At 67.3% G+C, this 25,884-nt stretch carries 21 protein-coding genes; 13 read left to right on the top strand and 8 right to left on the bottom strand.

What is annotated here, in order from left to right; translation table 11 throughout:
- Window positions 1–70 precede the first annotated feature (70 nt).
- From MLP_RS06975 to MLP_RS06995, 5 genes are all read left to right on the top strand, one after another.
- Window positions 71–1,321 (top strand): MFS transporter, encoded by a 1,251-nt coding sequence (locus MLP_RS06975; RefSeq protein WP_013862330.1) that lies wholly within the window; start codon window positions 71–73, stop codon window positions 1,319–1,321.
- Window positions 1,318–2,049, top strand: coding sequence for an HAD family hydrolase (locus MLP_RS06980; RefSeq protein WP_013862331.1), 732 nt, complete (start codon window positions 1,318–1,320; stop codon window positions 2,047–2,049). The genes MLP_RS06975 and MLP_RS06980 overlap by 4 nt, the downstream gene beginning before the upstream one ends.
- A 119-nt stretch (window positions 2,050–2,168) precedes the next feature.
- Window positions 2,169–2,921, top strand: coding sequence for an HpcH/HpaI aldolase family protein (locus tag MLP_RS06985; protein WP_013862332.1), 753 nt, complete (start codon window positions 2,169–2,171; stop codon window positions 2,919–2,921).
- A gap of 87 nt (window positions 2,922–3,008) precedes the next feature.
- Window positions 3,009–8,873, top strand: coding sequence for a polymorphic toxin-type HINT domain-containing protein (locus MLP_RS06990; protein WP_156821067.1), 5,865 nt, complete (start codon window positions 3,009–3,011; stop codon window positions 8,871–8,873).
- The gene (locus tag MLP_RS06995) at window positions 8,870–9,367 is read left to right on the top strand and encodes a hypothetical protein (RefSeq protein ID WP_041789814.1); all 498 of its coding nucleotides are present in this window, start codon (window positions 8,870–8,872) and stop codon (window positions 9,365–9,367) included. Before MLP_RS06990 ends, MLP_RS06995 begins: the two co-directional genes overlap by 4 nt.
- Window positions 9,368–10,023: 656 nt before the next feature.
- Here MLP_RS06995 and MLP_RS27020 read toward each other — a convergent pair.
- A complete protein-coding gene (locus tag MLP_RS27020) occupies window positions 10,024–10,989 on the bottom strand; it encodes an aminoglycoside phosphotransferase family protein (protein WP_013862335.1) in 966 nt (321 codons plus the stop codon).
- A 364-nt stretch (window positions 10,990–11,353) separates the two neighbouring features.
- Entirely contained in the window at window positions 11,354–12,415 is a 1,062-nt protein-coding gene (locus MLP_RS07005) for an alpha/beta hydrolase (protein WP_013862336.1), read from the bottom strand.
- A 56-nt stretch (window positions 12,416–12,471) separates the two neighbouring features.
- Here MLP_RS07005 and MLP_RS07010 point away from each other — a divergent pair, with 56 nt between their 5' ends.
- On the top strand, window positions 12,472–13,239 hold the full coding sequence (locus tag MLP_RS07010) for a 3-hydroxybutyrate dehydrogenase (protein WP_013862337.1): 768 nt from the start codon (window positions 12,472–12,474) through the stop codon (window positions 13,237–13,239).
- Complete coding sequence (locus MLP_RS07015; RefSeq protein WP_013862338.1) at window positions 13,236–14,126, top strand: alpha/beta fold hydrolase; 891 nt, start codon at window positions 13,236–13,238, stop codon at window positions 14,124–14,126. Before MLP_RS07010 ends, MLP_RS07015 begins: the two co-directional genes overlap by 4 nt.
- Window positions 14,127–14,251: 125 nt before the next feature.
- On the opposite strand, the gene MLP_RS07020 is transcribed toward MLP_RS07015, so the two are convergent.
- The 6 genes from MLP_RS07020 to MLP_RS07045 are packed head-to-tail and all read right to left on the bottom strand — an operon-like array spanning window position 14,252 to window position 19,810.
- On the bottom strand, window positions 14,252–15,229 hold the full coding sequence (locus MLP_RS07020; RefSeq protein ID WP_013862339.1) for a threo-3-hydroxy-L-aspartate ammonia-lyase: 978 nt from the start codon (window positions 15,227–15,229) through the stop codon (window positions 14,252–14,254).
- A complete protein-coding gene (locus tag MLP_RS07025; protein ID WP_013862340.1) occupies window positions 15,226–16,128 on the bottom strand; it encodes a COX15/CtaA family protein in 903 nt (300 codons plus the stop codon). Before MLP_RS07025 ends, MLP_RS07020 begins: the two co-directional genes overlap by 4 nt.
- Complete coding sequence (locus MLP_RS07030) at window positions 16,116–16,880, bottom strand: ABC transporter permease (RefSeq protein ID WP_013862341.1); 765 nt, start codon at window positions 16,878–16,880, stop codon at window positions 16,116–16,118. Before MLP_RS07030 ends, MLP_RS07025 begins: the two co-directional genes overlap by 13 nt.
- Window positions 16,877–17,599: an ABC transporter ATP-binding protein gene (locus MLP_RS07035; RefSeq protein ID WP_013862342.1), complete on the bottom strand. Its 723-nt coding sequence runs from the start codon at window positions 17,597–17,599 to the stop codon at window positions 16,877–16,879. Before MLP_RS07035 ends, MLP_RS07030 begins: the two co-directional genes overlap by 4 nt.
- A gap of 31 nt (window positions 17,600–17,630) precedes the next feature.
- Window positions 17,631–18,713, bottom strand: a complete 1,083-nt coding sequence (locus MLP_RS07040; RefSeq protein WP_041791527.1) for an ATP-dependent DNA ligase — start codon at window positions 18,711–18,713, stop codon at window positions 17,631–17,633.
- A 17-nt stretch (window positions 18,714–18,730) separates the two neighbouring features.
- The gene (locus MLP_RS07045; protein ID WP_013862344.1) at window positions 18,731–19,810 is read right to left on the bottom strand and encodes an inositol-3-phosphate synthase; all 1,080 of its coding nucleotides are present in this window, start codon (window positions 19,808–19,810) and stop codon (window positions 18,731–18,733) included.
- A gap of 225 nt (window positions 19,811–20,035) precedes the next feature.
- On the opposite strand from MLP_RS07045, the gene MLP_RS07050 reads away from it, so the two are divergent.
- From MLP_RS07050 to MLP_RS07075, 6 genes are read left to right on the top strand one after another with little or no spacing between them, the layout of a single operon-like run.
- Window positions 20,036–20,719 (top strand): helix-turn-helix transcriptional regulator, encoded by a 684-nt coding sequence (locus tag MLP_RS07050; RefSeq protein ID WP_070100541.1) that lies wholly within the window; start codon window positions 20,036–20,038, stop codon window positions 20,717–20,719.
- 1 nt (window position 20,720) lies between these two features.
- Window positions 20,721–22,190, top strand: a complete 1,470-nt coding sequence (sufB, locus tag MLP_RS07055) for a Fe-S cluster assembly protein SufB (protein WP_013862346.1) — start codon at window positions 20,721–20,723, stop codon at window positions 22,188–22,190.
- A 51-nt stretch (window positions 22,191–22,241) separates the two neighbouring features.
- Entirely contained in the window at window positions 22,242–23,480 is a 1,239-nt protein-coding gene (gene sufD / locus MLP_RS07060) for a Fe-S cluster assembly protein SufD (RefSeq protein ID WP_013862347.1), read from the top strand.
- The gene (locus MLP_RS07065) at window positions 23,477–23,818 is read left to right on the top strand and encodes a non-heme iron oxygenase ferredoxin subunit (protein ID WP_013862348.1); all 342 of its coding nucleotides are present in this window, start codon (window positions 23,477–23,479) and stop codon (window positions 23,816–23,818) included. The genes sufD and MLP_RS07065 overlap by 4 nt, the downstream gene beginning before the upstream one ends.
- A 6-nt stretch (window positions 23,819–23,824) precedes the next feature.
- Window positions 23,825–24,598, top strand: a complete 774-nt coding sequence (gene sufC / locus MLP_RS07070) for a Fe-S cluster assembly ATPase SufC (protein WP_013862349.1) — start codon at window positions 23,825–23,827, stop codon at window positions 24,596–24,598.
- 53 nt (window positions 24,599–24,651) lie between these two features.
- The gene (locus tag MLP_RS07075) at window positions 24,652–25,884 is read left to right on the top strand and encodes a cysteine desulfurase (RefSeq protein WP_041791535.1); all 1,233 of its coding nucleotides are present in this window, start codon (window positions 24,652–24,654) and stop codon (window positions 25,882–25,884) included.

Here is a 25,884-nt window from a genome sequence, read left to right on the forward strand (position 1 = left end):
CAACCAGTGTACGATCCGATCATTCTGTACAAAACGTACGGAAGCACTAGGGCTGTGGAGGGAAGGCAGCGTGGAGCGCGGTGTCGCGGCAGGGCTCGCCGTATTTCGCTCGCGCGACTTCTCACTGCTGTGGTTCGGTGGCCTGGCTTCCTACACCGGCATGTGGGCGATGCTGATCGCGCTGCCGTTGTTCGTCTTCCAGCAGACGGGTTCGACGGCCGCGGCCGGGGTGATCGCGACGGCACAGTTCGCCCCGAGACTGTTCACCTCGGTGGCTGGGGTGTTGGTCGATCGATGGCAGCGGCGGCGCGTTCTGGTAACGGCCAACGTGGCGATGGCGGTGCTGACACTCCCGCTCGTGATTCCCGCTCTGGTGGGCACATCGTCATCGACGTTGTGGATCGTCTACCTGTCGGTGGTCCTGGTGTCGATGGCGGGTTTGGTGGTCGGCCCGGCGGAGAACGCCCTGCTGCCGACCTTGGTCGAGCGGGATCAGTTGCTGCCCGCGAACTCGATGAATGCCCTCAACGACAATCTCGCTCGGATCATCGGGCCGGCGATCGGTGGCGTGGTCGCCGCATTCGCCGGGATCTCCGGCGTGATCGCGCTGAACGTCAGCATGTATCTCGTTGCCGCGATGTTGATCTGGCTGATCCGCGGCACAGGACGCCCGGCCCTGGTCGCACACCCGCCGACGGAATCGGTCCGTCATAGGTTCGTCGGTGAGTGGCTGAGCGGGCTCTGGCTGGTCCATGGGTCGCCTGCGGTCGTCGTGGTGTTCGTCGCGGCGGCGATCGTGCTGCTGGGCGACTCGATGTTCTTCGCACTGCTGGCCCCCTTCGTAGCGCAGAACTTCGTTGACGCCGCGATGACCTTCGGGCTGCTCGTCGCCGCCCGCGGAATAGGAGGACTACTCGGCGGTCTCTTCTCGGGTCCGCTGGGGCAGGTACCACAACTGCACCGACTCGCTGGCACCGCGGTGGTCGCCGGCGGGCTGGTCGCCGGGATCGTCCTGGTTCCGCGGGTCCCGGTTGCTCTGGTGGCAGCGGGACTTCTCGGCATCGCAGCCGTCGTGTGGGGCGCCTCAATCCAAACCACGATCCAGACCAGCATCCCGAACGCTTACCTCGGGCGAGTGTTCGGATCGTTCGGCACCACGAACGCGGCAGCCATGACCATCGGCTCCGCGGCGGCGGCGGCGGTGAGCGGGCAGTTCGGTGTCACCGGCGTACTGCTCGTCGCGGCCGGCCTCTACGTAGCCAGCGGGATCGTGACGTACTTGACCTTTCCCCGATCCTCCGGCGAACCTTGGCGACCATGACGACATCTGCGCCGCCGCACGCCGTCGTGTTCGACTTCTACGGCACGCTCACCGACCCGGCGCGGGAGAACGGCCGTCGTACGGTCATCGAGACCACGGCGGCGGCACTTGGTGTGGATGCCGCGAGCTATTGGGCAGCGACGTCGGAGTCGTTCGATCGGCGATGCCGAGGTGAGTTCGGTGACACCCGCTCCACGCTGAAGCACCTGGCTCGGCAATGCGGCTGTGACGTGGACGACCGGACACTCGATCACGCGCTCACGGTCCACCTGCAGTCATACCAAGACCTCGCCGCGCCGCACCCACGCGCCGTGGCGGTCCTTGCCCAGTTGCGCGACGGGGGTTGTCGGATCGGAGTGCTCACCGACTGCAGCTCGGAGTTGCCGGAGGTCTGGACCGAGACGATGTGGCCGAGCCATGTCGACGGGGTGTCGTTCTCGGCCGTGACCGGTCAGCGAAAACCGCATCCTGCGGGCTATCTGGACATCGCCGACCAGCTGGGCGTGGATCCCGTTGAATGCTGGTTCGTCGGAGATGGAGGCAGCGGCGAGCACCTCGGGGCCAAGTCGGCCGGCATGCGGCCGGTGCTCGTGACCAACGCCGCGTACGGTGTGGCGCATCTGCGTACCGACCCGGACGCGTACCGGCCGGCCGATGTGATCGACGACCTCAGCGAGGTTCCGCAACTGCTACTGGGGAAGTTGAGACCCGACCTCAACCCTGCTTGACGATGTCGACGAAGATCTCCACGGCACCTCGTCGACCCGCTCGGGCGCGTTCGGCCCGCTCAGACAACACTTACGCTGTTCCTGCGGTTGCTCCTAGCAGTCCCAGACGGAAGGTCGATATGCCCGTGCTCGAGACCGGCCGTGCAGACGGCGCGTGGTGCATGCTCGGCGAACCGCTGACCACGGTTCAGATCGCGCAGACGGGGTTCGGCTGGCTCTGCCTCGACGCGCAGCACGGGGCGTTCGACGACGCGGCGATCGTCGCCACCATGCGGGCACTGGCCGTGCTTCCGGCGCGGCCGCCGGTCGCGGTGCGGGTCGCCGAGCTCTCTAGTGCTGGCATCGGAAGAGCCCTTGATGCCGGTGCCGACATCGTGATCGTTCCGATGATCGAGACCGTGGAGCAAGCCGAAGCGGCGGTGCGCGCCGCGCACTATCCGCCACTGGGTGGTCGTAGCTGGGGCCCACTTGCCGGTTTGTGGGGCGGCGAGACCGTCTCCTTGGCGGCGTCGCGCACCGAACTCTGGGTGATGCTCGAGACCCATGCGGGAGTCGAGGCGGCGGAGTCCATCCTCGCCGTCGAGGGGGTGGCCGGAGTTCTCGTCGGGCCCTTCGACCTCTCCATCGGTCTGGGCATCGAGCTGCGGGCACTGCTGGCAGCCGACGGGCCCAGCGATCCACTTCCTTCGATCGTTGCGGCCGCGCGGCGTACGGGCCGGCGGGCAGGTGCCTTTGCCGGCGATCTCCAACGGGCGGAGCGGCTGCGAGAGCTGGGCTTCGAGGCCGTCGCCGTCACGACAGACGCCACGCTGCTTGCGCACGGGGCGTCGGTGGTGCTCGGTACCGCGGCCACGGGCCGCACCAGTTTCTGAGACGGCTCGGATCGGCGCCTGACCCATAGTCCGACTAAGGTGCGGTGTTCGTAGCAAAGAGATGACGGGACCTGCGCAGACGTGGATGTGAGCACGGCCAATATCGATTCCTTGAAGGCGATGCCGGACGTCGATTTCGACTTCGCCGTGTCGTCGGCGGTGAAGCGAGCCTTTCGGGCCGAGGCCACGACCGTCTCCGGGCAACGCGGATCGCGAGCCACCTGGCGTACCACCGGGCTCAACGACTTCCGGGGTCACTTCTCCGACGTCTTCCGGCAGAACGGCCGGACCCAGCTGACCGACCTGGATGAGGTCGTGAGCACACTCCGCCAGGTCGCCACCGAGATCGAGAAGGTGGAGCAGGCGGCGCGCGAGGAGAACCAGCGCCGTGCCACCGCACGCGCGTGGGCGGAGCGGCAGGCCAATCGGAACGGGTTCGAGAAGTGGATCCAGGAGCACATCACCGGCGAGGAGGACCCGCCGGCGGTGACCTTGTCCGATTCGGGACCGCGCGCATCGGTGCCTCAGCCCTCTCGAGGTAGTCGACAGACTCCGGCCCCGGGCAGTGGTGGAGGCGCCGGCGGAGGTACGTCGTCGGCCCGTCCCGCTGACCTGCGCAGCTTCGCGACCAGCAGCAAGGGCGGCGACGAGCAACTCTCGGGCTCGGCAGGTCGGCTCGAACGACAGTGTGACGACTTCGTCGTCTCTTGCGGCTGGGCGAAACTCGATGCGAGCGGACCGATCCAAGGACTGCGCGAGTGGCTCCGGCTGAATGCCGAGGACGCGGCTTGGGCGATCACGGTCGCCGACGCGTTCGCCAAAGCCGGCGGTGAGGGAAACGTCTCGAGTCTGTCCAACCAGACGATCGAGGCTGCACTCCGTGCCAACCACATCTCCGCCAGTCGCCGCGACATCCAGATCGACCCGCCGACCGCGTACGGCAGCCCGCCGACGACCGGCTACGCCAATGATCCGGTCAACACCTCGACCGGCAACTTCACCGAGACCGAGTGCGACCTCACGTTCACCGGGCCGGCGACAGCGCTCCAGCTGATCCGCAGCTACAACTCGATGAACGCAACGATTGGCGCATTCGGCACAGGCTGGAACTCCTGGACCGAGTCCGGTCTCCAGGTCGATGCCGAAGCGGCGCGGTTGCGACTGCCCGACGGTCGTGAGGTCGTCTTTCCGCGCCTGGGCGCGGGCTGGGACCGGGCCGTGGGGGAGAACCTCTGGCTGACGCGAGCAGACACCCGAGAAGCCGGCTTCCGGGTGACCAACTCGTCCGGGCTGCGCTGGGAGCTTCGTGCCGACGGCCGCCCGGCTCGGATCGGCACCGGGCCGGGCACCGTGGTCGAGTTCGACTACGACAGCACGGGCCGGCTGACGACCCTGACCCATGAGTTCGGCCGCCGGATCTCACTGCAATGGGACGACGAGTCGAGCCGAGTCGTCGGGGTGAGTGCCGACGACGGTCGGCAGGTCCGGTATGACTACGACGATGCGAGTCGACTGGTCGCAGCGACCGGCCCGCAACGGCATCGACACTACCGGTGGAACGAGGCCGACCTGATCGAGGCGGTGATCGACGCCGACGGGGTGGTCGAGGCCGAGAACACCTATGACGAATATGCCCGGGTAATCAGTCAGCGGTCACCGTTCGGGCGAACCACTCGATTCGTCTACCTGCCGGGCGGGGTGACCGAGGTGTCCGACGCCGACGAGACCCGCGCCAACACCTGGATCGCGGATGGGCGTGGCCGGCTGATCGGCGTCATCGACGCCGATGGACACCGTCAGTCCACCAGCTACGACCGGTACGGCAACCCGGTGCTGGTCACCCAGCGCGACGGCGCAACACTGTCGATGTTCTACGACGAGCGCGGTCGCCGGATCCGCCAGGTCACCCCCACCGGCGCTGACCTCGCGTGGTCGTACGACGAGTTGGATCGTGTCGTCGAGGTCACGGTGACCAACACCGACCAAACCGACACCGGTCGAACCAATACCGACGCGGTGACTCGCTATGACTACGAGGGACCGGGCCGCAACCCGATCCGGGTCACCGATCCCGAAGGCGGCATCACGCGGCTGCACTGGGACCGCGGTCTGTTGCAGGAAGTCGTCGATCCCGAGGGCGTCACAGTCCGGTTCGAGTACGACCGTCGTGGCGACCTGGTCGCCACCATCGACGCCGACGGCAATGTGGCGCGGCTGGAGCGGGATGCGCTGGGCCGGGTGACGGCGGCGATCACCCCGCTCGGCCACCGGACGACCTTCCGCTATGACGGCACCGGTCCGCTGCTGTCCCGGCAGGATCCCGAGGGCGGGATGTGGCGCTTCGAGCACACCGCTGGCGGTCGCCTGACTGCGGTCACCGATCCCACGGGCGGCCGGACCACCATCGAGCACGGTAGCCACGGTGAGCAGCAGCGGACCATCGACCCGCTCGGCCGTGCCGTCGGCTCGACCTACGACGATCTGGGGAACCGGGCCCAGGTGGAATTGCCGGACGGCACCACCTGGACCTTCGCCCATGACGCCATGTCGCGATTGGTCGGTGTCACCGACGCCGCCGGCGGGAGCTGGCGGCTGGACTACGACGTCGATGGTCGACTCGCCCGGACCAGCGATGCGACCGGTGTGCTCCGCAGCATCGAGCGCGATCCGGCCGGACGCCCGGTGCAGGCCGGCGATCTGCTGTCACGGACCACCGCGGAGTACGACGCGCTGGGTCGCACCGTCGTCGAGACCGGCCCGGACGGGGCACCCACCTCGAATCGCTATGACCGCTGCGGTCGGTTGATCGAGCATATCGACGCGACTGGCGGAGTCACCCGGATCGAGCGGGACCGCGCCGGCAGGCCGGTGCACATCACCCACCCGATGGGGTCCACCTTCCACTACGACTACGACGCCTGCGGTCGGCGCTCCGCGATCATCGACACCGACGGTTCGCGCTATCAACTCGGCTATGACGCCGATGGCCGGGTGGTGAGCGAGCTGTGGCCGACCGGTGAGCAGGTCCACACGCGGTACGACGCGGCAGGCCGGCTAGCCGAGCGGTCCGAGCCCGGGAAGGGGACCTCCCGCTTCGGCTATGACGCGGCCGGCCGGCTGACCTGGAGCTCGGACGCCTGGTACGGCCGACGCCGGTTCCGCTATGACGCGGCGGGACAGCTGGTCGAGGTGGTCAACGCACTCGGCGGTGTGAGCCGTTTCGACTACGACCCGACCGGACGGTGCGTGGCCACCGTCGACCCGCTGGGTGCCCGCACCGAGCGTTCCTTCGACCCGATGGGCCGCGTCCTCACCGAGACCGATCCGCTCGGCCGAACCACCCGCTACAGCTATGACGCGGCGGGCCGGCAGACCCGGCGCGTGGATCCCACCGGTGCGACGCTTTCGTGGACGTACGACGCGACCGGCCGGCTGCGCGACACGATCGCGGACGGGACAGTGCTCTCCAGCGTGGAACGGGATCTCGCGGAGCGAACGATGCGGGTGCGAGAGGGGGAGACCGTCCACGAGCTGGTCTGGGACGCGGCCGGCCAGCTGGTCCGGCGTAGCCGCGGCGGCGTCGGTCTGTCCTGGGCATACGACGGCGATGGCCGACGGACCTCGTTCACCGGCATCCACGGCGAGCAGACCCGCTACGAGTACGACGCAGCGGGTCGAGTGGCCGCCGTCCAGGCACCGGGGCTGGGTCGGGCGGTGATCGAGCGGGACGCGATCGGGCGGATCGTGTCGATGGCGGCACCGGGTCTGTATGCGTCGTGGACCTGGCGCGGCGGTGCTGTGATCGGGCTCGAGGTCAGCCGGGAGGGTGTCACTCAGCGCACCGAGATCGAACGAGACGACGCTGGTCGGGTGCTGGCGGAGACCACCGACGGCGTGCGCACTGCGTACGGCTATGACGCCGCTGGCCAGCTGATCGAGGCGCGCCGGAGCGACGGGTCGGTCACCAGCTATGCGTACGATGCCTCCGGCCGGTTGGTCCGTGAAAACGCCGACGGGGTCGTCACCACGTACGACTACGACGCAGCCGGCCAGTTGCTTGCCCGTCGTGACCGAGACGGCCGCACCGAGTTCGGCTACGACGCCGCGGGTCGTCGGGTCCGTGAGGCCGGGCCGGCCGGCGAGCGGCGCTTCGCCTGGGATCCGCGGGGATTCCTGTCCTCGATCACCACGATCAGCCATGTCGGCGACTCCGTCTCGGCGCGGACCCAGCGGCTGACCGTGGACGCACTGGGCGAACTGGCCGACGTGGACGACGCGCCGGTGCTGTGGGACTCGGCGGCCGCGGTGCCGACCCTGGCACGAGTCGGGGACGTGTCGCTGGCGGGGTTCGGCCCGCTGACCGGGGTGCTGCCCGACGGTCCGTCGCAAGCGCACTGGCTTGCTCCGGATTGGCGCCCTCGGCCCGGTGGGACCGATCCCTGGGACGTGCCGGCCGAGGCGGCGCCGCCCGGACTGCTGGCGGGCGTGATGCTGGGTGGGCAGGGCGGTCTGCTGGTCGACGGACTGGAATGGCTGCAGGCGCGGGTGTACGACCCGGCGGCCCGGGGGTTCTTGTCGACCGATCCGCTGCCGCCGGTGCCGGGCGCCGGTTGGGCGGGCAATCCGTACAGCTTCGCCGGGAACGATCCGCTGAACGCGTCCGACCCGTGGGGACTGCGGCCGGTCACCGACGCCGAGCTGCAGGCATACCGGGACTCCAACAACGGTTCGCTCCGCAACGCCGCCTCGGCGGCGACGAACTGGGTCAAGGACAACTGGGAGTACATCGCCGCCGGTGCGCTGATCGTCGGTGGCGTCCTGGTGATGGCCACCGGGGTCGGCGGTCCGATCGGTGCGGCGATGATCGGCGGCGCGCTGTTGTCGGCCGGTGCGTCGGCGGGGATGCAGAAGGCCCAGAACGGCTCGGTCGACTGGGGCCGGGTCGCCGTGGACGGTGCGATCGGCGGGGTGGCCGGTCTGGCCGGTGGGGGAGCGGGCGTCGCGGTCGCTCGGGCCGGCATGCGGACCGGGCTGAACTGCTTCGGCCGCAACATGCTGACTGGTGCGGCGGCGGGCATGGCCGACGGCGGCGTGTCCGGCGGTTTGAGCTATGCGACCTCGGGTCAGCCGCTCACCGTGGCCGGATTCGCGCAAGCGACCGGGGGTGGGATGCTGGCCGGTGGGGTGACCGGTGGCGCCGCCGGCGGAGTGTTCACCAAGGTCACCGGGTCAGCGTGCTTTGTCGCGGGCACCCAGGTGCTGCTCGGCGACGGGTCGTCCAAGCCCATCGAGGAGATCGTCGTCGGCGACGAGGTGCTCGCGGCCGATCCGACGACCGGTGAGACGTACGCGAAGCCGGTGGTGGACACCTACGTCCACGACGAGGTGGAGACGTACGTGGTGGAGACCTCGGCGGGCGCGGTCACCTCGACTGCCGAGCATCCGTTCTATGTCGAGGGCAAGGGTTGGGTTCCGGTTCGGTCGCTGGTCTCCGGTGATCTCTTGGTCGATCCGGAGGGGATCGCGGCCAAGGTGATCGAGGTGGTGCCCACCGGTGAGACCGCGACGGTGTACAACCTGCACGTCGAGGACCTGCACAACTACCACGTCGGGGTAGGTGAGCACTGGATTCGGGTGCATAATAGTTGTGATGTCTCACCGGATTTCATCGTGAAACCCAACGGTGAGACAGTTATTGTTCCGAAGGGGGCTGAGGGACCATTCCCGGTAGAAAGCGGGAAAGGCTTCATCTTCCGCGGAGGAAGTGGTGGGCACGGCCTGAGTGAGGCTGCCTCTGATGTTCGGATCATGGATCCCGTCATAGGCGGCAAGTATCCGAAGCCCGATGGATACGCCTCGTATCTGAATAGTGGGGGGCAGACGATCAACCCCTACACAGGGCAGACTGTCGGGAAATCCGACCCGTGGTGGCACTGGGAGTTTCAGCCGTGATTATCGAGGATCTGCTGAGGTGGGATGGGCGTTGGTCACTGGCTGCGATGCCTGAGGCTGATGCTCTGACCGACTGTGATGCTTTGCTGGAGGCGGCGCTGATCGATGTCAAGATGGACGCAACGACGTCGTCGGTCTGGTTGCTGCTCGACTGTAGAGGTGCTGTGGAGTTGGAGATGGGCAACACAGCAGTCGTCGCGATTTCCGGTGTGACCCAATTCCAGTGGCGAACCGAGTTGAGAGCACAGCGGAGCTGGCGTGCGGTTATGGGTTGGCGTCCTGAGCTTTCGGGGAGTGGGTTTTCCTGCACCGCTGAGCTCACATCGGGGAGCAGCATTCATGTGTCCGGTTCAGCTGCCGAGTTCTATGTCGGTGACATCCCTGGGGGAGACGAGCCGCCGCCTGACTTCACTGTGGCGACGGACGCGGAGATTCGGGCCGGGCTGGCATCGTGGACTTCAGAGTTCCGCGTCGTACACGCGTCGTTCGTGTGACTCGTCGTGGTCAGACTTGTGGGGGTCAGCAGCCAGGGCGTTCGTGCTCGAGGATGCTCGAGTTCTCGAGTCGGCGTGGCATTTGAGCGTGACGGTGGCGAGCATGCGACGAGGCGTTCAGGAACTGATTATGCGCAGGCCTTTGCCGACCGATGGCGAATTGGAGGCCCAGCCTGCCCGTGCTGGACGCTGGGTGCAACTTGTCGGCGAACTCTTCAGCGCTGCAGATGTGACCGATGCGGAGGCTGCGGAGTTGGTCAGGCTGTTTCCACGGACGGCACCGACTCACACGGAGTGGCTTGGACCCTGGTGCACATCGTGGAGTCTGCTCCATCGTGGCCACTGGACGAGGCCATCACGGACGCTTCTGGCCCTTGGCCGGAGCTGTTGAAGCAGCGTGCCTCGGCGCGGTCAGGAGGTAGGCAGTAGATACCTCTCGGCAGCCTGATCCTGAGCTGACCAACTCAGGCTTCGTGACCGCTTCCATGAGCCTTGTTACCGGCACTGGCAGAATCTGTCGGCATGGATCATCCCCGTGCCGATGTTTGGTGATTTCTGGACCGTCGGGATTAGCAAACCACTGTCGCCTGGGAGTTGTTCAGCCGGGGCGCCGATCGTGACTCTGGCTCGCGTTGGCGGCTGGATGGCGATGACCGTCACGTCTGACCAAGGTGGTCTTCGAGACGGTAGATCCACTCACGTTGCTTTTGAGCCCAGTCCTTGAGCATGGCTCGGAGCTGTTCGGGATTACGGTTGTCATCGGCCATGTCAGACCATTCTCTGGAGGGAAATCCTTCTAGGCAGCTGGCGATCCGGTGGATGCGGAGCAGCGGCCGAGAGACCTCGCGACCGTACCCGGCAAAGAAGGAGTCTGGCAGCTCCGGAACGCCGTTGAGGTAAGCGTGGGTTTCGAGGGCTTCGAGTTCCTCCAACGGGTACCGCACACTTGGATAGTCCCAATCGATCAGGGTGACTCGATCGGCACCCACGACTAGGTTGTGGAAGTTGGCATCGGCGTGGGACAGACAAGGCGCCTCATCCCGCAATTCCTCTGCCCTGGCGTCGATCCGTTCTCGAAACCTGTCCAAGAGTGGCAGCATGGCTGGCCGATATGCGCGAACCGCTGCCTCGCCGAGGTCAACCTTGCCATGCAAGAGGGCGACGGGGTCTTCGGGGATCAGTTCGAGCCGTTGTGGGCCGAAGTTTCCCCGAAGTGGTGCCGGGAACCGTACGGCGTGAATCCGTCTGTACGCGCTCCCGACCATCCGCCATATCGGGTCTCCCAATGCTTCGCGCTTGGCCATTGCGGCCAGGGTCTCGCCCGGGACGAACTCGACAAGCAGAGCGCCCGCATTGTCGGCGGCGTACAGCTGTGGTGCTCCGACGTCATGGCGTGCCAAGAATCTGGCGCGTGCGACTGGAGCGGGACCTGGTTCTGAGTTTTGTCGCAACAAGACGTGTCGGCCGTCGGCGAGGCGGCCGACGAGCAACCGATTGTCGAATCCTTGCTCGTCCAGTTCGTACGTTGACGTGACTGGCGGGAGTGATGCGGCGGTGACCAGCCTGTCGAGTGTGACGCGGGCGTTCCCATCGCGGGAGGTAAATGGTGAACTTGCTGACATTGTTGGGCTCCTGGAGATCGTCAGCGACTCATCCGAATCCACGTAGTGATGCGTGAGTCTGCTGGATTGGGGCAAACAGAACAGGCACATCGACCTCCAGGTGGTCCATGTGCTGTGGGCAGACGCGATGTCTGCAGCCGGTTCCGTCGCTGCCCGAGCTCTCGAACTCGGGCGGATCAAATGATCGACATCATCGGCCTAGTGTTGCAGACACGACAAGGAACGGCAGCGGGAATGGGCGGATGACCGACGCCCAACCCTGATCGTCCGGCCTTGAGGTGATGACACGAGCGGGCGTTGTGATCGAAGAAGCTCAGCACTATGACAACGGATCTTCGCCAGGTACCCACTCCGTGCCGGGTGGCTAACCGCGCTTGTCAGAACCGACCAGTTCCAGCAGGGCAGACCGAACGGTGTCGGGATGCTCCAGATGAGCCGAGTGTCCGCAGTCGGGGACGGCGATCTCCTGGTAGCTGCCACCATTGGCCGCGTACGCGTCGAACACCGCTCGGGTCTGGGCGATCATCGGCTGCGGTGGTGCGACCTCGACCCCTGGCCAGCCGGGGATGACGCCGAGCTGACCCAGATAGTTGAGGTCGAACAGGGACGTGTCGGAGACGATCACGTCGTCGGCGCCGTGAATCCACAGGATCGGCGGTTTCGGGTCGAGATCGACGATGCCGGACAGGTTCAGATGGGTGGGCGCCATCGTGTTCAGCACCCCGCGATCGCCCGGCGCGAATCCGGGCCAGTTGTCGCTCGGCACCAGGTCGCCGGGGTAGTTGTCCTCGCCTGTCTTGGTGCTGAGCAGCGAGGTCACCCACAGCTCGTCATGCTCACTGGTGAAGCCCGGCTTCACGTAGGCGCCGAGGTAGACGTTGCGCGGCGAGGTGGGGGAGTCGCTGCTCCGATCGCCACTCCGCAGCCGGGCGACGAAGTCGGGATTGGCGCCGCCGCCACCGGTGCCCGCCGCGTCGGGAGTGAGCAGGCTGCCGTCCAGCGCGGTGCCGCCGAAGCCGTACGGCGACACCGGCGAGATCAGCGTCATGCTGGCGACCGGGTGATCCAGCGCATACTGCAGCACGACCCCGCCGCCCATGCTCCAGCCGACCAGGTGCGGTCGCTCCACTCCGAGCGCCGCTACTACCTCGGCCAGGTCGTCACTGAAGTCGGACAGCCCACGGGCCGCGTCGATCGGTGCCGTCTGTGAGTCGCCGAAGCCGCGCAGGTCGATGGCGTACGCGTCGATCTCTGGTGGCAGGGACAGCATCAGCGGCTGCCAGAAGAGAGCCGAGGACACGTTGCCGTGGATGAAGACGACCGGCCGGAATCCAGGCGCATAGTCGGTTCGGTAGAGGACGTTGCTGCTGAGTCGGTCGGTCTCGACGGTGCGGGCCGCAATGCCCGGGAGCAGGGTGGTGGTCACGGCTCGATGCTAACCAGACCGGACACCGCTGGGGTGGGCGCGGCAAGATATCCGTTGTGACGACCAGGGCTGAGGACACACCACCGCTGACAGGACGAACTGCGCTGGTGACGGGTGGCGCGAGCGGTATCGGCGCGGCCATCGCCCACCGGCTGGCCGACCTCGGCGCCCGGGTCACCATCGCCGATGTCGATCCGGCGGGCGCGGAATCAGTGGCTCAGGAGATCGGTGGCGACGCCTGGGTGGTGGATCTGTCCGATCCGGATGCGCTGACCGGTGGCCCGGGCCGAGTGGACGTGCTGATCAACAATGCGGGCATCCAGCGGGTCAGTCCGATCGTCGACTTCGAGCCGGAGATCTTTCACAAGATGCTGATGATCATGGTCGAGACGCCGTTCCGGCTGATCCAGAGTGCGCTGCCCGGCATGTACGAGCGCGGCTTCGGTCGGATCGTCAACATCTCCTCGGTGCACGGGCTGCGCGCCTCGGAGTTCAAATCGGCGTACGTCACCGCCAAGCACGCGCTCGAAGGCCTGTCCAAGGTCACTGCGCTCGAGGGCGGACCGCACGGCGTGACCAGCAACTGCATCAACCCGGGCTACGTACGGACTCCGCTGGTGGAGAAGCAGATCGCCGACCAAGCCCGGATCCATGGCATCGACGAGTCGCAAGTGGTGGAGACGATCATGCTGACCCACAACGCGATCAAACGGCTGGTCGAGCCGGGGGAGGTCGCCTCGCTGGTCGGCTGGCTGGTCGGGCCGGACGCCGCGATGGTCAACGGCGCCTCCTACACGATGGACGGTGGGTGGACCGCCCAATGAGCGCGTCGATCTCCTCGGACTATCGCCGGTTGTCGATCCCGGTGGAGGGCGGCGACCTCGCGGTGGGCTGCTGGGGCCCAGAGGATGGTCAGGTCGTCATCGCGGTGCATGGCATCACCTCCAACCATCTGGCGATGGCCTCGATCGCCGCCGCCCTGCCGGAGTGCCGGGTGGTCGCACCGGACCTGCGCGGCCGCGGCGAGAGCCGGAACCTGCCCGGCCCCTTCGGCATGGCGCGGCACGCCGCCGACGTAGCGGCCCTCATCGAGGCCGTCAGCGGTGGCCCGGTGGTCCTGGCCGGGCATTCGATGGGTGGCTTCGTGGTCGCCGAACTGGCGCGGACCCGGCCGGACCTGGTCACCGGTCTGGTGCTCATCGACGGCGGGCTGCCGCTGCAACTGCCCCCGGAGATGGACGTCGCGACGGCCGTCACGGCCAGCCTCGGCCCGGCACTGCAGCGGCTCGGCATGACCTTCCTGAGCCGCGAGGCGTACCTGGACTTCTGGCGTCCTCATCCGGCCCTGCACGCCGACTGGAGCCCGATGATCGAGACCTACCTGGACTACGACCTGGTCGGGGAGGCGCCCGAGCTGCACTCGTCGGTTTCTGCGGACGCGGTGAGCCAGGACTCCGCCGAGTTGTTCGAGCGGCCGCCGGGCGATGACGTGCTGGCCGGCTACTCCGGGCCCGCGCGGTTGCAGCTGGTGGACAAGGGACTCCTGGGTGTCGAGCCCGGGCTGTACTCGCCCGCCGAGCAGTCATATTGGCGCGCCCAGCTGTCGCGCGTGCTGGTGGAGAGCGTGCCCGGACTCAACCACTACACACTGGTCACCAGCCGCGTCGGCGCCGAGCGAATCGCCGCTGCCGTACGAGGAGTCATGGGCTGAGACTCATCGACTGGTGCGCTGGCGTGGCTTCAGGTCACTTGAAGCCACTCTGGCGCACCAGTGAGTGCGGGCTCACTTCGGCATTGCCGGCTCCATCCCGCGCACACCCCGAAGACCTGCTGAGGTCAGGTCAGATAGCCCGCGAGCGCTGCCGGATCGACATTGCCACCGGAGATGATCACGCCCACGTGCTTGCTCTCGACCGGCACGGCGCCGGAGAAGGCTGCGGCGGCGGCGAGACAGCCGGTCGGCTCGACGACCAGTTTCATCCGCTCGACGAAGAAGCGCATGGTCTCGATCAGGGCCTCGTCCGGCACCGTCACCACCCGGACGCCGAGCTGCTGCAGCAGCGCGAAGGTGAGGGATCCCGGCGCCGTCGTCAGCGCACCGTCGGCGATGGATCTCGGCACCGGGATGGTGACGATGCGCCCGGCTGCGAGCGACTGCTGAATGTCGTCGCCGGCCTGCGGCTCGACACCGATCACCTGGCAGCCGGGCGAGAGCGCCTGCGCGGCCAGGGCGCAGCCCGACGTGAGTCCGCCGCCGCCCGTGCAGACGAGCAGCGCGTCCAGCGGCCCCGTCTCCTCGAACAGTTCCTTGGCCGCGGTGCCCTGACCGGCGATCACGTCCGGGTGGTTGAAGGGCGGGATCAGAGCCAGGCCCTGCTCGACGGCGAGTTGGCGGCCGATCTCCTCGCGGTCCTGCCGATAGCGGTCGTAGCGCACGATCTCGCCGCCGTAGCCCTTGGTCGCCGCGAGCTTCAGGGTCGGCGCATCGGTGGGCATCACGATGACGGTCCGGACGCCCTCCAGTTGGCCGGCGTAGGCGATAGCCTGGGCGTGATTGCCGGAGGAGAAGGCGACGACACCTCGCTCCCGCTGCTCGGCGGGGAGCGACCGGATCGCGTTCAGCGCGCCTCGGAATTTGAAGGCGCCGCTGCGCTGCAGGTTCTCGCACTTGAAGAACAGCTCGGCACCGGTCCGCTCGTTCGCGGTGCGTGAGGTCATGACGGGCGTCCGGTGAGCAACCCCGGCGATCCGACGCGCGGCCGCCTCGACATCGGCATAGGTCGGCAGCCTCGGTGCGGTGTCCAAGGCACTCACGATGATCGGGCGACCGTCGCGAATCGCAGGTTCGAGACTGCCGCGATGCTGAGGGCTGCACCGAACAAGTGAGCGGCGACCAGCCCGATCGGCAGTCCCAGGTTGTACTGCGTCACCCCGATGCCGGCCTGCACCAGCTCGACCAGCAGCAACAGTACGACGGCGCGGCTGCGTACCAGCCAGAGCAGGACGAGGGTGCCGGCGATCGTGACATAGATCGCGTTCGCGTGCAGGTGGGCGACGGTGAGGATGTCCCAGCCGGTGCGGCGAGCTTCGAGGTCGCCGGCGTTCGGACCGGAGCCGGTGGTCATCGTGCCTAGCCAGACGCCGATCCACATCGCCACGAAGGTGAACCAGACGACCACGTTTGCCGCCGGACGCACCTGTTGCCGAGGCAGCCGGTACGCCGCGCGGACCAGCCAGACCCCGAGGGCGACCAGCACCATCGACAACAGGAAGTGCAAGGCCACGACGAAGGGGTTGAGCTTGGTCAGCACGGTGATGCCGCCGATGACTCCCTGGGCGGGAATGCCGAGTGCCATCACCGTCGCGACCCGGCGCACACCGCGGCGCGGCTGGCCATCGAGTCGGGCTCGCATCGCAGTGATCCAGGTCAGCACGGCGACGATGATCAGGACGAAGGTCAGCGTCCGGTTGCCGAACTCGATGACCCCGTGGATGCCCAGGGCGGGGTGGTTGACATAGGAGTCCTCGGTGCAACGTGGCCAGGTCGGGCAGCCCAGCCCAGACCCGGTCAGTCGCACCACGCCGCCGGTGATCACCAGCACGGCATTGGCGACCAACGAGGCGATGGCCCAGCGACGGAGCGCGGTCTCGCCGGTGACGAACCGCCGCAGACCGGCGGTGGACGACTGTGAGGAGGCGGTCACGACGTCCATCGGAATCCCTTCCAGGCAGCGAGCAATCCGAGCCCGCTCCAGATCAGCAACGACAAGAGCGGCCAGAGCGGCGCGCCCGCAACGGCGTACGCGCGCAGTCCCTCACCCAGAGCTGCGGTCGGAAGCAGTGCGACCACGGTCTGCAGCGCACCTGGGTAGCGATCCAGGGGGAGCACCAGCGCGCCACCGGCCAGCAGCAGTACGTAGATCACATTGGCCAGCGCCAACGTCGCCTCTGCGCGGAGCCGCCCGGCCAAGGCCAAGGCCAGCCCGCTGAAGGCGACGCCCGCGAGCACCACAGCCAAGACCGCGAGCAGCACGCCGACCGGTGTGAACTCCGGCCGCCAGCCCAGTGCCAGCGCCGCGACCGCGATCACCAGCAGTTGACCGGCGACGACTGCGCTGGTGGCCAAGGCTTTTCCGGTCAGGAGTCCGGAGCGGCCGAGAGGTGTGCAGGCCAGCCGCTCCAACACGCCGTACCGTCGTTCGTAGCCCGTGCCGATCGCCACCGAGGTGAAGGCCGAGGACCAGACGGCCAAGGCCAGCACCGAGGGTGCGAGCACGGATAGCTCGCCGAAAGTACCGCCGATGATCCGGCCAAGCACCAGCAGACCGATCGGGATCACCAGCGCCAGCAGCAACTGCTCGCCGTTGCGGACCAGCAGAGTGGCTTCGGTGCGCGCATGACCGAGAACCCGGCGTCCGGCAGGTGCGGCGCCGGGGGCAGGAGTGAGATCAAGGGTGGCGGTCATCGTGCCGCCTCGTGTCGGCCACTGCGGGTATGGGTCAAGAAGACGTCCTCGAGACTCTGCTCGTCGGAGGTCAGCTCCGCCACGGTGCCGGCCACCGTCACTCGGCCTGAGTCCACGATGTAGACCTGATCGGCCAGGGTCTGCGCCTCGTCCATGGCATGGGTGGTGAGCACGATCGCGACGCCTGCCGTACGCAACTCGGTCAGCAGAGTCCACGTCGCCCGTCGCGCATGCGGATCCATACCGGCGGTCGGCTCATCGAGAAACACCAGTTCGGGCCGTCCGATCAGTGCCCCGGCCAGGTTGACGGCCTGCTGCTGGCCGCCGGACAAGCGCCGGTACGGGGTCTTGGCGAACGGGCCGATCCCGCAGCGGTCGACCAGCGCATCGACGTCCTGGGGATGGGCATAGAGCCCGGCCAGATAGTGCAGCAGTTCGACAGCCTTGATGCCGGACCAGGCGCCGGTGCTCTGCGGCATCAGTCCGACGCGCGCCGCGACCTGAGCATTGCCGGCCGGCTGGCCGAGGACCGTGACCGATCCGGCGTCGGGTTTGAGCAGTCCGGTGCAGCAGCGGATCAGCGTGGTCTTGCCGGCGCCGTTCGGGCCGAGGACCGCGGTCAGCCGACCAGGCTGCGCGGCGAGAGTGAGCCCGTCGAGGATCCGTCGGCCGCCCAACATCACAGTCAGCTGGTCGACGACCAGGGCAAGTGTGAGCATGGGCACTCGCTGAGTCTAAGTCTGTTGGTCGTCACTGCTCCGGCGAGTCCGACACGAGTCCGAGGATGTCGGCAAGGTCATAGCTGACCGGCTCTTCCAACTGCTCGTACGTACACGACCGTGGCTCGCGGTCCGGACGCCAACGATTGAACTGGGCGGTGTGCCGGAACCGGACCCCCTCCATGTGCTCGTAGCGCACCTCGACCACCAGGTCAGGTCGCAACGGCACGAAGGAGAGATCCTTGCCGTTGTTCCACCGGCTGCCGGCGGAGTGCTGCGGTGTCCGGGTGCCCACTTCCTCCTTCGCCCAGGCCCACGGATGGTCGTCGAAGGTGGTGACCAGCGGCTGCAACTCGGTGAAGAGCTCCTTGCGCCGGGCTGCCGGAAAGGCGCCGATCACGCCGACCGAGGTGAGCACGCCGTCGTCGTTGTAGAGACCCAGGAGCAGCGAGCCGATCGTGTCGGGACCGCTCTTGTGTACTCGATAGCCGGCCACCACGCAGTCGGCCGTGCGCTGGTGCTTGATCTTGAACATGGTCCGCTTGTCCGGCTGGTAGGTCCCGGCCAACGGCTTGGCGACCACACCGTCGAGTCCGGCGCCCTCGAACTGCTCGAACCAGTTCTGCGCGATGGCCGGGTCGCGCGTGGTCGGCGTGACGTGAATAGGCGCCTCGGCGCTGGCCAGCGCCTGCTCCAGTGCCGCCCGTCGCTCCGCGAACGGTCGCTGGAGGTAGTCCTCGTCGCCGAGCGCCAGCAGATCGAACGCCACGAAGGTGGCCGGTGTCTGCTCGGACAAGAGTTTGATCCGGCTGGCCGCGGGATGGATCCGTTGTTGCAGCACCTCGAACTCCAGCCGGTCGCCACGGACGACGACGATCTCGCCGTCCAGCACGCACTTCTGCGGCAGGTTTGCCCGCAAAGCCTCGACCAGCTCAGGGAAGTAGCGAGTCATCGGCCGCTCGTTGCGAGAGCCGATCTCCACCTCGTCCCCGTCGCGGAAGACGATCGAGCGGAACCCGTCCCACTTGGGCTCGTACGACAAATCCCCGGTGGGGATCGTCGGCACTGACTTGGCCAGCATCGGTTTGACGGGCGGCATCACCGGAAGGTCCACGCCGACCACGATAGGGGTTACCGCTCGACCTCGCCCCGGATGAACTTCTCGACCAGCTCTCGTGCGGTGTTGTCGTCGTGCTGCTCGGGCGGCGACTTCATGAAGTAGGACGAGGGGGACAGCAGCGGTCCGCCGATGCCTCGGTCGAGGCCGATCTTGGCGCTGCGGATCGCGTCGATGATCACCCCGGCGGAGTTGGGGGAGTCCCACACCTCGAGCTTGTACTCCAGGTTCAGCGGCACGTCGCCGAACGCACGACCCTCCAACCGGACGTACGCCCACTTGCGGTCGTCCAGCCACTGGACGTAGTCGGACGGTCCGATGTGCACGTTCCGGGCGCCGAGATCGTGGTCGATGTTGGAGGTGACGGCCTGGGTCTTGGAGATCTTCTTCGACTCCAGCCGGTCGCGCTCCAGCATGTTCTTGAAGTCCATGTTGCCGCCCACGTTGAGCTGGTAGGTCCGGTCCAGCACGACGCCACGGTCCTCGAACAACTTGGCCAGCACTCGGTGGGTGATGGTTGCCCCGACCTGGGATTTGATGTCGTCGCCGACGATCGGCAGCCCGGCCGCGGTGAATCGCTCGGCCCAGGCGGGATCGCTGGCGATGAACACCGGCAACGCATTGACGAACGCCACTCCGGCCTCGATCGCACACCGTGCGTAGTGCTGAACGGCATCCTGCGAGCCGACCGGGAGATAGCAGACCAGCACTTCGGCGCCCGACTCGCGCAGCGCGGTCACCACATCGACCGGCTCGTCGGTCGACTCGTCGATCGTCTCGCGGTAGTAGCGACCCAGACCGTCGAGCGTGGGTCCACGCTGCACGGTGACGCCCAGTGACGGCACGTCGCAGATCTTGATCGTGTTGTTCTCGCTGGCGCCGATGGCGTCGGACAGATCGAGTCCCACCTTCTTGGCGTCGACGTCGAACGCCGCGACGAAGGTGACGTCACCCACGTGATAGTCGCCGAACCGTACGTGCATCAACCCCGGGATGCTCCCGTCCGGATCGGCGTCGGCGTAGTAGTGGACTCCCTGGACCAGTGAGGCGGCGCAGTTGCCGACACCGGCAATGGCGACCCGAATCGAGTTCATGTGCCCGACGCTACCCGGGCCGTGCGGCCGTCAACGACGCCGATACGGTGGTGTGAGTCGGCCCACTAAGGTTGGCCTTCCTTGAACGGCTCCCGGTAATAAGCGCACACTGGTGTTGTGAAAACCGCCCAGACCGCTTCCGTTGCGCCTGGGTCGACCCTACCCACAGCACCGCTCGACGGCCGGGAAAGCGACGAGTCCACCCGTGAGCGTGTCGCCCGTTCGATCTTGGAGCACGGGCCGTCCACTGCGGCCGCACTGGCCGAGCGCCTCGGACTGACACCCGCAGGCATCCGGCGGCACCTGGACGTGCTGGTCAGCCGTGGACATCTCGAGGCCCGCGAGCAGCGGACGTACAAGGCACGTGGTCGTGGCCGTCCGGCCAAGGTGTTCGCGCTCACCGATGCAGGACGAAGCGGTTTCTACGCCGCCTACGACGACCTGGCCGTTCAGGTGTTGGACTTCCTCGCGGCGCAGGGCGGTGACGAGGCGATCGCCCAATTCGCCGCCAGCCGGGTGGCCGACATGGAGGCCCGGTACGCGGATGCGCTCGCGGATGCGCCGGAAGGGACCAGCCCGGCGCAGATGCTGGCCGACGCGCTGACCACCGACGGCTTCGTGGCGTCGGTGCAGCCTTCGGTCGCGGGCGAGCAGCTGTGTCAGCACCACTGCCCGGTCGCCCACGTCGCCGAGCGCTTCCCGCAGCTCTGCGAAGCCGAGACCGAGGCGTTCGCTCGGCTGGTCGGCGGCCACGTCCAGCGACTGGCCACCATCGCCCACGGCGACGGTGTCTGCACGACTCACATCCCCACTGGCCTTCGGCCAGGCCACATCCCCAATCCACCGCGCCGGCCCGACCCCGAAGCTGCCGGCTCCGATCAGACCACCGATATCGAAAGGTCCTCCTGATATGACCCAGACATACGAGCCGTCGACCGTGGCGACCCCTGGCCCCTCGACTCCGGGACTCGGGCACACCCAGGAGCAGCACCTGGATGCCCTCGGCCGCTACCAGTGGGGCTGGTCGGACTCCGATGTCGCCGGTGCCGCCGCCAAGCGTGGTCTGACTCCCGAGATCGTCGCCGACATCTCCGGGCTGAAGAGCGAGCCACAGTGGATGCTCGATCTGCGGCTGAAGGGGCACAAGCTGTTCCAGCGCAAGCCGATGCCGACCTGGGGCGCCGAGCTCGGCGACATCGACTTCGACAACATCAAGTACTTCGTCCGTTCGACCGAGAAGCAGGCCACGTCCTGGGAGGATCTGCCGGCGGACATCAAGAACACCTACGACAAGCTGGGCATCCCGGAGGCGGAGAAGGCCCGGCTGGTTGCCGGCGTGGCGGCTCAGTACGAGTCGGAGGTGGTCTACCACAAGATCAACGAGGAACTCGAGAAGCAGGGCGTGATCTTCCTCGACACCGACACCGCGCTGAAGGAGCACCCGGACCTGTTCCGGGAGTACTTCGGCACCGTGATCCCGGTCGGGGACAACAAGTTCGCCTCGCTGAACACCGCGGTGTGGTCCGGCGGCTCGTTCATCTACGTGCCGAAGGGCGTGCACGTCGAGATCCCGCTGCAGGCGTACTTCCGGATCAACACCGAGAACATGGGCCAGTTCGAGCGGACTTTGATCATCGTCGACGAGGACGCCTACGTGCACTACGTCGAGGGCTGCACCGCGCCGATCTACTCCTCCGACTCGCTGCACAGCGCGGTGGTGGAGATCATCGTGAAGAAGGGTGCGCGCTGCCGCTACACGACCATCCAGAACTGGTCGAACAACGTGTACAACCTGGTCACCAAGCGTGCCACCTGCGAGGCCGGCGCCACCATGGAGTGGATCGACGGCAACATCGGTTCCAAGGTGACCATGAAGTACCCGGCGGTCTACCTGATGGGCGAGCACGCTCGCGGCGAGACTTTGTCGATCGCCTTCGCCGGCGAGGGTCAGCACCAGGACGCGGGATCGAAGATGGTGCACTGCGCCCCGCACACCTCGAGCTCGATCATCTCCAAGTCGGTGGCCCGCGGCGGCGGCCGGACCTCCTACCGTGGTCTGGTTCAGGTGCTGGAGGGTGCCTCGCACTCGGCTTCGGTGGTCAAGTGTGACGCGCTGCTGGTCGATCAGATCAGTCGCTCCGACACCTACCCGTACGTGGACGTCCGCGAGGACGACGTGTCGATGGCGCATGAGGCCACCGTGTCCAAGGTCAGTGACGACCAGCTGTTCTATCTGATGAGCCGCGGTATGGGCGAAGACGAGGCGATGGCCATGATCGTCCGCGGCTTCGTGGAGCCGATCGCCAAGGAACTCCCGATGGAGTACGCCCTGGAGCTGAACCGGCTGATCGAGCTGCAGATGGAGGGCGCGGTCGGCTGACGCCGGCCCACCTGCATCCCTGACTTTCGACGAAAGTGAACTGACGAAGCGATGACTGTTGTAGACGAGGCTGCCCCGAGCGTCGGACTGACTGACGCCGTGCCGAACGTGGCACGCGCGGTGGAGACCACCGACAAGGTGGCCAGCCACCTGCATCCCGCAGGGTCCTGGGTGGTCGAGGACCACCCGATCCCGCGTGGGATCGAGGAGGTGTGGCGGTTCACCCCGCTGCGCCGGTTGCGCAAACTGCACGCCGACGCACCGTTCGGCACCGGATCGGTGAGTGTGGAGTGGAGCAACCACGACGACCTGTCCATCCGTGCGCTGTCGGGCTCGGAGGCGAAGGCGTGGCACGGGATCTCCGGCTATGTGCCGATCGATCGGACCAGCGCCCGGATCTTCGCCGAGACCGATGCCACCGTGGTGGTCGAGGTGCCGGCCGAGGTCGAGGTGGCCGAGCCAGTGCTGATCACCGTGCGCGGCAGCGCTGCCGAGACGGCCGAAGCCGGTCACCTGGTGATCAAGCTCGGCCGGTTCTCGAAGGCCACCGTGCTGCTCGTGCACGAGGGCTCGGCCACGTACGCGCAAGTGGTGGAGATCCTGGTCGAGGACGGCGCCGAGGCGAACGTGACGACGATCCAGAACTGGGCCGACGACACCGTCCATCTCGCTCAACACGCGGTCCGCGTCGGGCGCGACGCCTCGCTCAAGCACGTCGCGGTGTCCTTCGGTGGCGAGGTCGTCCGGGTCAACGCGGGTGTGGAGTACGCCGGCCCGGGCGGCACGGTGGAGATGCTCGGGCTGTACTTCGTCGATGCCGGCCAGCACCTGGAGCACCGGCTGTTCGTCGACCACAACCAGCCCAAGACCAGGTCCAATGTCGACTATCGCGGTGCCCTGCAGGGCAAGGGCGCGCACTCGGTCTGGATCGGTGACGTGCTGATCCGCAAGGTCGCCGAGGGCATCGAGACCTACGAGTCGAACAAGAACCTGGTGCTCACCGACGGCTGTCGGGCCGACTCGGTGCCGAACCTGGAGATCGAGACCGGCGAGATCGAGGGTGCCGGGCACGCCTCGACCACCGGGCGGTTCGACGACGAGCAGCTGTTCTATCTGCGCAGCCGCGGCATCGCCGAGGAGGAGGCGCGCCGGCTGGTCGTGCGTGGCTTCTTCGCCGACATCATCCGCAAGATCGGCGTGCCCTCGATCGAGGAAACGCTGCTGACCGCCCTCGAGGCAGAGCTGGCCGTCACAGTGGGGAACCCCACTGATCCTGAGGCTGCGGCGTGAGCTTGATCCGTGCCTGCGCCGCCGCCGATGTCGCTCCCGAGACCGCCATTCCGGTCGAGGTGGACGGCGTCGACGTGGCCATCGTGCATTCGGGTGACCGCTATTACGCGATCGCCGACGAATGCAGCCACGCCGCCATTCCGCTGTCGGAGGGCGACGTGGGCGACGGTGAGATCGAGTGCTACCTGCACGGATCACGCTTCGACCTGCAGACCGGTGCACCACTCGGCCTCCCGGCCACCGAACCGGTGGCGGTCTACCGCTGCCGACTGGTCGGCGACGACGTACTCGTCGACCTGACCGCCACCCCCGATATCCCAGCATTACAGGAGTCCTGATAACTCATGTCCACACTCGAGATTCGTGACCTGCACGTCAGCGTCGACACCGAGAGCGGCGAGAAGGAGATTCTCGCCGGCGTCGACCTGACCATCCGCAGCGGCGAAACGCACGCGATCATGGGCCCGAACGGGTCCGGCAAGTCGACGCTGGCGTACTCGATCGCCGGTCACCCGAAGTACACGATCACCTCCGGCACCGTCACCCTGGACGGCCAGAACCTGCTGGAGATGACCGTCGACGAGCGGGCCCGAGCCGGTCTGTTCCTGGCGATGCAATATCCGGTCGAGGTGCCGGGTGTCTCGGTCTCCAACTTCCTGCGGACCGCCAAGACCGCGATCGACGGGCAGGCGCCGAAGCTGCGGACCTGGGTCAAGGAGGTCAACGCCGCGATGGACCGGGTCCACATGGACCGCGAGTTCGCCCAGCGCAGCGTCAACGAGGGCTTCTCCGGTGGTGAGAAGAAGCGGCACGAGATCGTCCAGCTGGAGCTGCTGAACCCGCGCTTCGCGATCTTGGACGAGACCGACTCCGGCCTCGACATCGACGCGCTGCGGATCGTCTCCGAGGGCGTCAACCGGTTCACCGCTCAGGGCGATCGGGGCGTGCTGCTGATCACCCACTACACGCGGATCCTGCGCTACATCAAGCCCGACTTCGTGCACGTGTTCGTCGCCGGCCGGATCGCCGAGCAGGGCGGGCCGGAGCTGGCCGAGCGGCTCGAGGCCGAGGGCTACGACCGGTACGTGCGCGCGGCCGCGGGAGCGGTGCAGGGCTGATGAACGCCTCGGCGCCGGTGGTTGAGGTCGGGAAGGAGGTCGAGGTGGACGACATCGAGTTCGACGTCGAGCACATCCGTGCCGATTTCCCGATCCTGGAGCGGGAGGTCGACGGTCGGCCGCTGGTCTATCTCGACAGCGCGAACACGTCGCAGAAGCCGCGCTGTGTGGTCGAGGCGATCGAGGATCACTATCTCAACCACAACGCCAATGTGGCCCGGGCCATGCACGTGCTGGGTGCCGAGGCGACTGCTGCGTTCGAGGGCGGCCGGCAGGCGATCGCCGGGTTCATCGGGGCGGCGCGTCCAGAGGAAGTGGTCTTCACCAAGAACGCTTCGGAGGCGCTCAATCTGTGTGCCCACGTTCTCGGCTCCCGGCTGAAGCCGGGCGACGAGATCGTCATCTCGGTGCTCGAGCACCACTCCAACATCGTGCCGTGGCAGCTGCTGGCGGAGCGGACCGGCGCGACCCTACGTTGGTTCGACGTGACCGAGGAGGGCCGGCTCGACCTGGTCGGTGCTGCGGCTGAGGGCCTGATCAACGAGCGGACCAAGATCATCTCGGTGGCGCACGTGTCGAACGTGCTGGGCACGGTCAACCCGGTACGCGAGATCGCCGCCCTCGGCCATGCCGTCGGCGCCACGGTGATCTTGGACGCGTCCCAGGCGGTGCCGCAGCTGCCGATCGATGTGCAGGATCTCGGAGCCGATCTGGTCGCGTTCACCGGGCACAAGATGGTCGGTCCGACCGGCATCGGTGTGCTCTGGGGCCGGTATGACCTGCTGGCCGAGCTGCCGCCGTTCCTGGGTGGCGGGGAGATGATCGAGGTGGTCAAGATGACCGGCTCGACCTACGCGCCGCCGCCGCACCGGTTCGAGGCCGGGACACCGCCGATCGCTCAGGCCGTGGGTCTGGGTGCAGCGGTCGGTTATTTGTCGGCGATCGGCATGGACGCCATTGCCGCGCACGAGCAGGAGATCACCGCGTACGCGCTGGAGGGTCTCAAGACCGTGCCAGGACTGCGGATCCTCGGCCCGAGCGAGCCGGTGGACCGTGGGGGAGCGGTGTCGTTCACCGTGCCCGGCATCCACCCGCATGATGTCAGCCAGCTGCTGGACAGCCGCGGGATCGCGGTCCGCGGTGGGCACCACTGCGCGAGGCCGCTGCATGAGCGGTTCGGGGTGCAATCCTCGACCCGCGCGTCGTTCTATCTGTACACGACCAAGGGCGAGATCGACGCCCTGGTGGATGGGCTGGGCTTCACCCAGCGGTTCTTCGGAGGCTGA

This window comes from Microlunatus phosphovorus NM-1 (genome assembly GCF_000270245.1).
In the GTDB taxonomy this organism is placed as follows: Bacteria; Actinomycetota; Actinomycetes; order Propionibacteriales; family Propionibacteriaceae; genus Microlunatus; species Microlunatus phosphovorus.

What these genes read in the sequence shown, in the direction of transcription:
- MLP_RS07025 (WP_013862340.1), bottom strand. Translation starts at nt 16,128, where the DNA reads ATGGACGTCGTGACCGCCTCCTCACAGTCGTCCACCGCCGGTCTGCGG.
- MLP_RS07035 (WP_013862342.1), bottom strand. Translation starts at nt 17,599, where the DNA reads ATGCTCACACTTGCCCTGGTCGTCGACCAGCTGACTGTGATGTTGGGC.
- MLP_RS07015 (WP_013862338.1), top strand. Translation starts at nt 13,236, where the DNA reads ATGAGCGCGTCGATCTCCTCGGACTATCGCCGGTTGTCGATCCCGGTG.
- MLP_RS07030 (WP_013862341.1), bottom strand. Translation starts at nt 16,880, where the DNA reads ATGACCGCCACCCTTGATCTCACTCCTGCCCCCGGCGCCGCACCTGCC.
- MLP_RS27020 (WP_013862335.1), bottom strand. Translation starts at nt 10,989, where the DNA reads ATGTCAGCAAGTTCACCATTTACCTCCCGCGATGGGAACGCCCGCGTC.
- sufD (WP_013862347.1), top strand. Translation starts at nt 22,242, where the DNA reads ATGACTGTTGTAGACGAGGCTGCCCCGAGCGTCGGACTGACTGACGCC.
- sufB (WP_013862346.1), top strand. Translation starts at nt 20,721, where the DNA reads ATGACCCAGACATACGAGCCGTCGACCGTGGCGACCCCTGGCCCCTCG.
- MLP_RS07045 (WP_013862344.1), bottom strand. Translation starts at nt 19,810, where the DNA reads ATGAACTCGATTCGGGTCGCCATTGCCGGTGTCGGCAACTGCGCCGCC.
- MLP_RS06985 (WP_013862332.1), top strand. Translation starts at nt 2,169, where the DNA reads ATGCCCGTGCTCGAGACCGGCCGTGCAGACGGCGCGTGGTGCATGCTC.
- sufC (WP_013862349.1), top strand. Translation starts at nt 23,825, where the DNA reads ATGTCCACACTCGAGATTCGTGACCTGCACGTCAGCGTCGACACCGAG.
- MLP_RS06980 (WP_013862331.1), top strand. Translation starts at nt 1,318, where the DNA reads ATGACGACATCTGCGCCGCCGCACGCCGTCGTGTTCGACTTCTACGGC.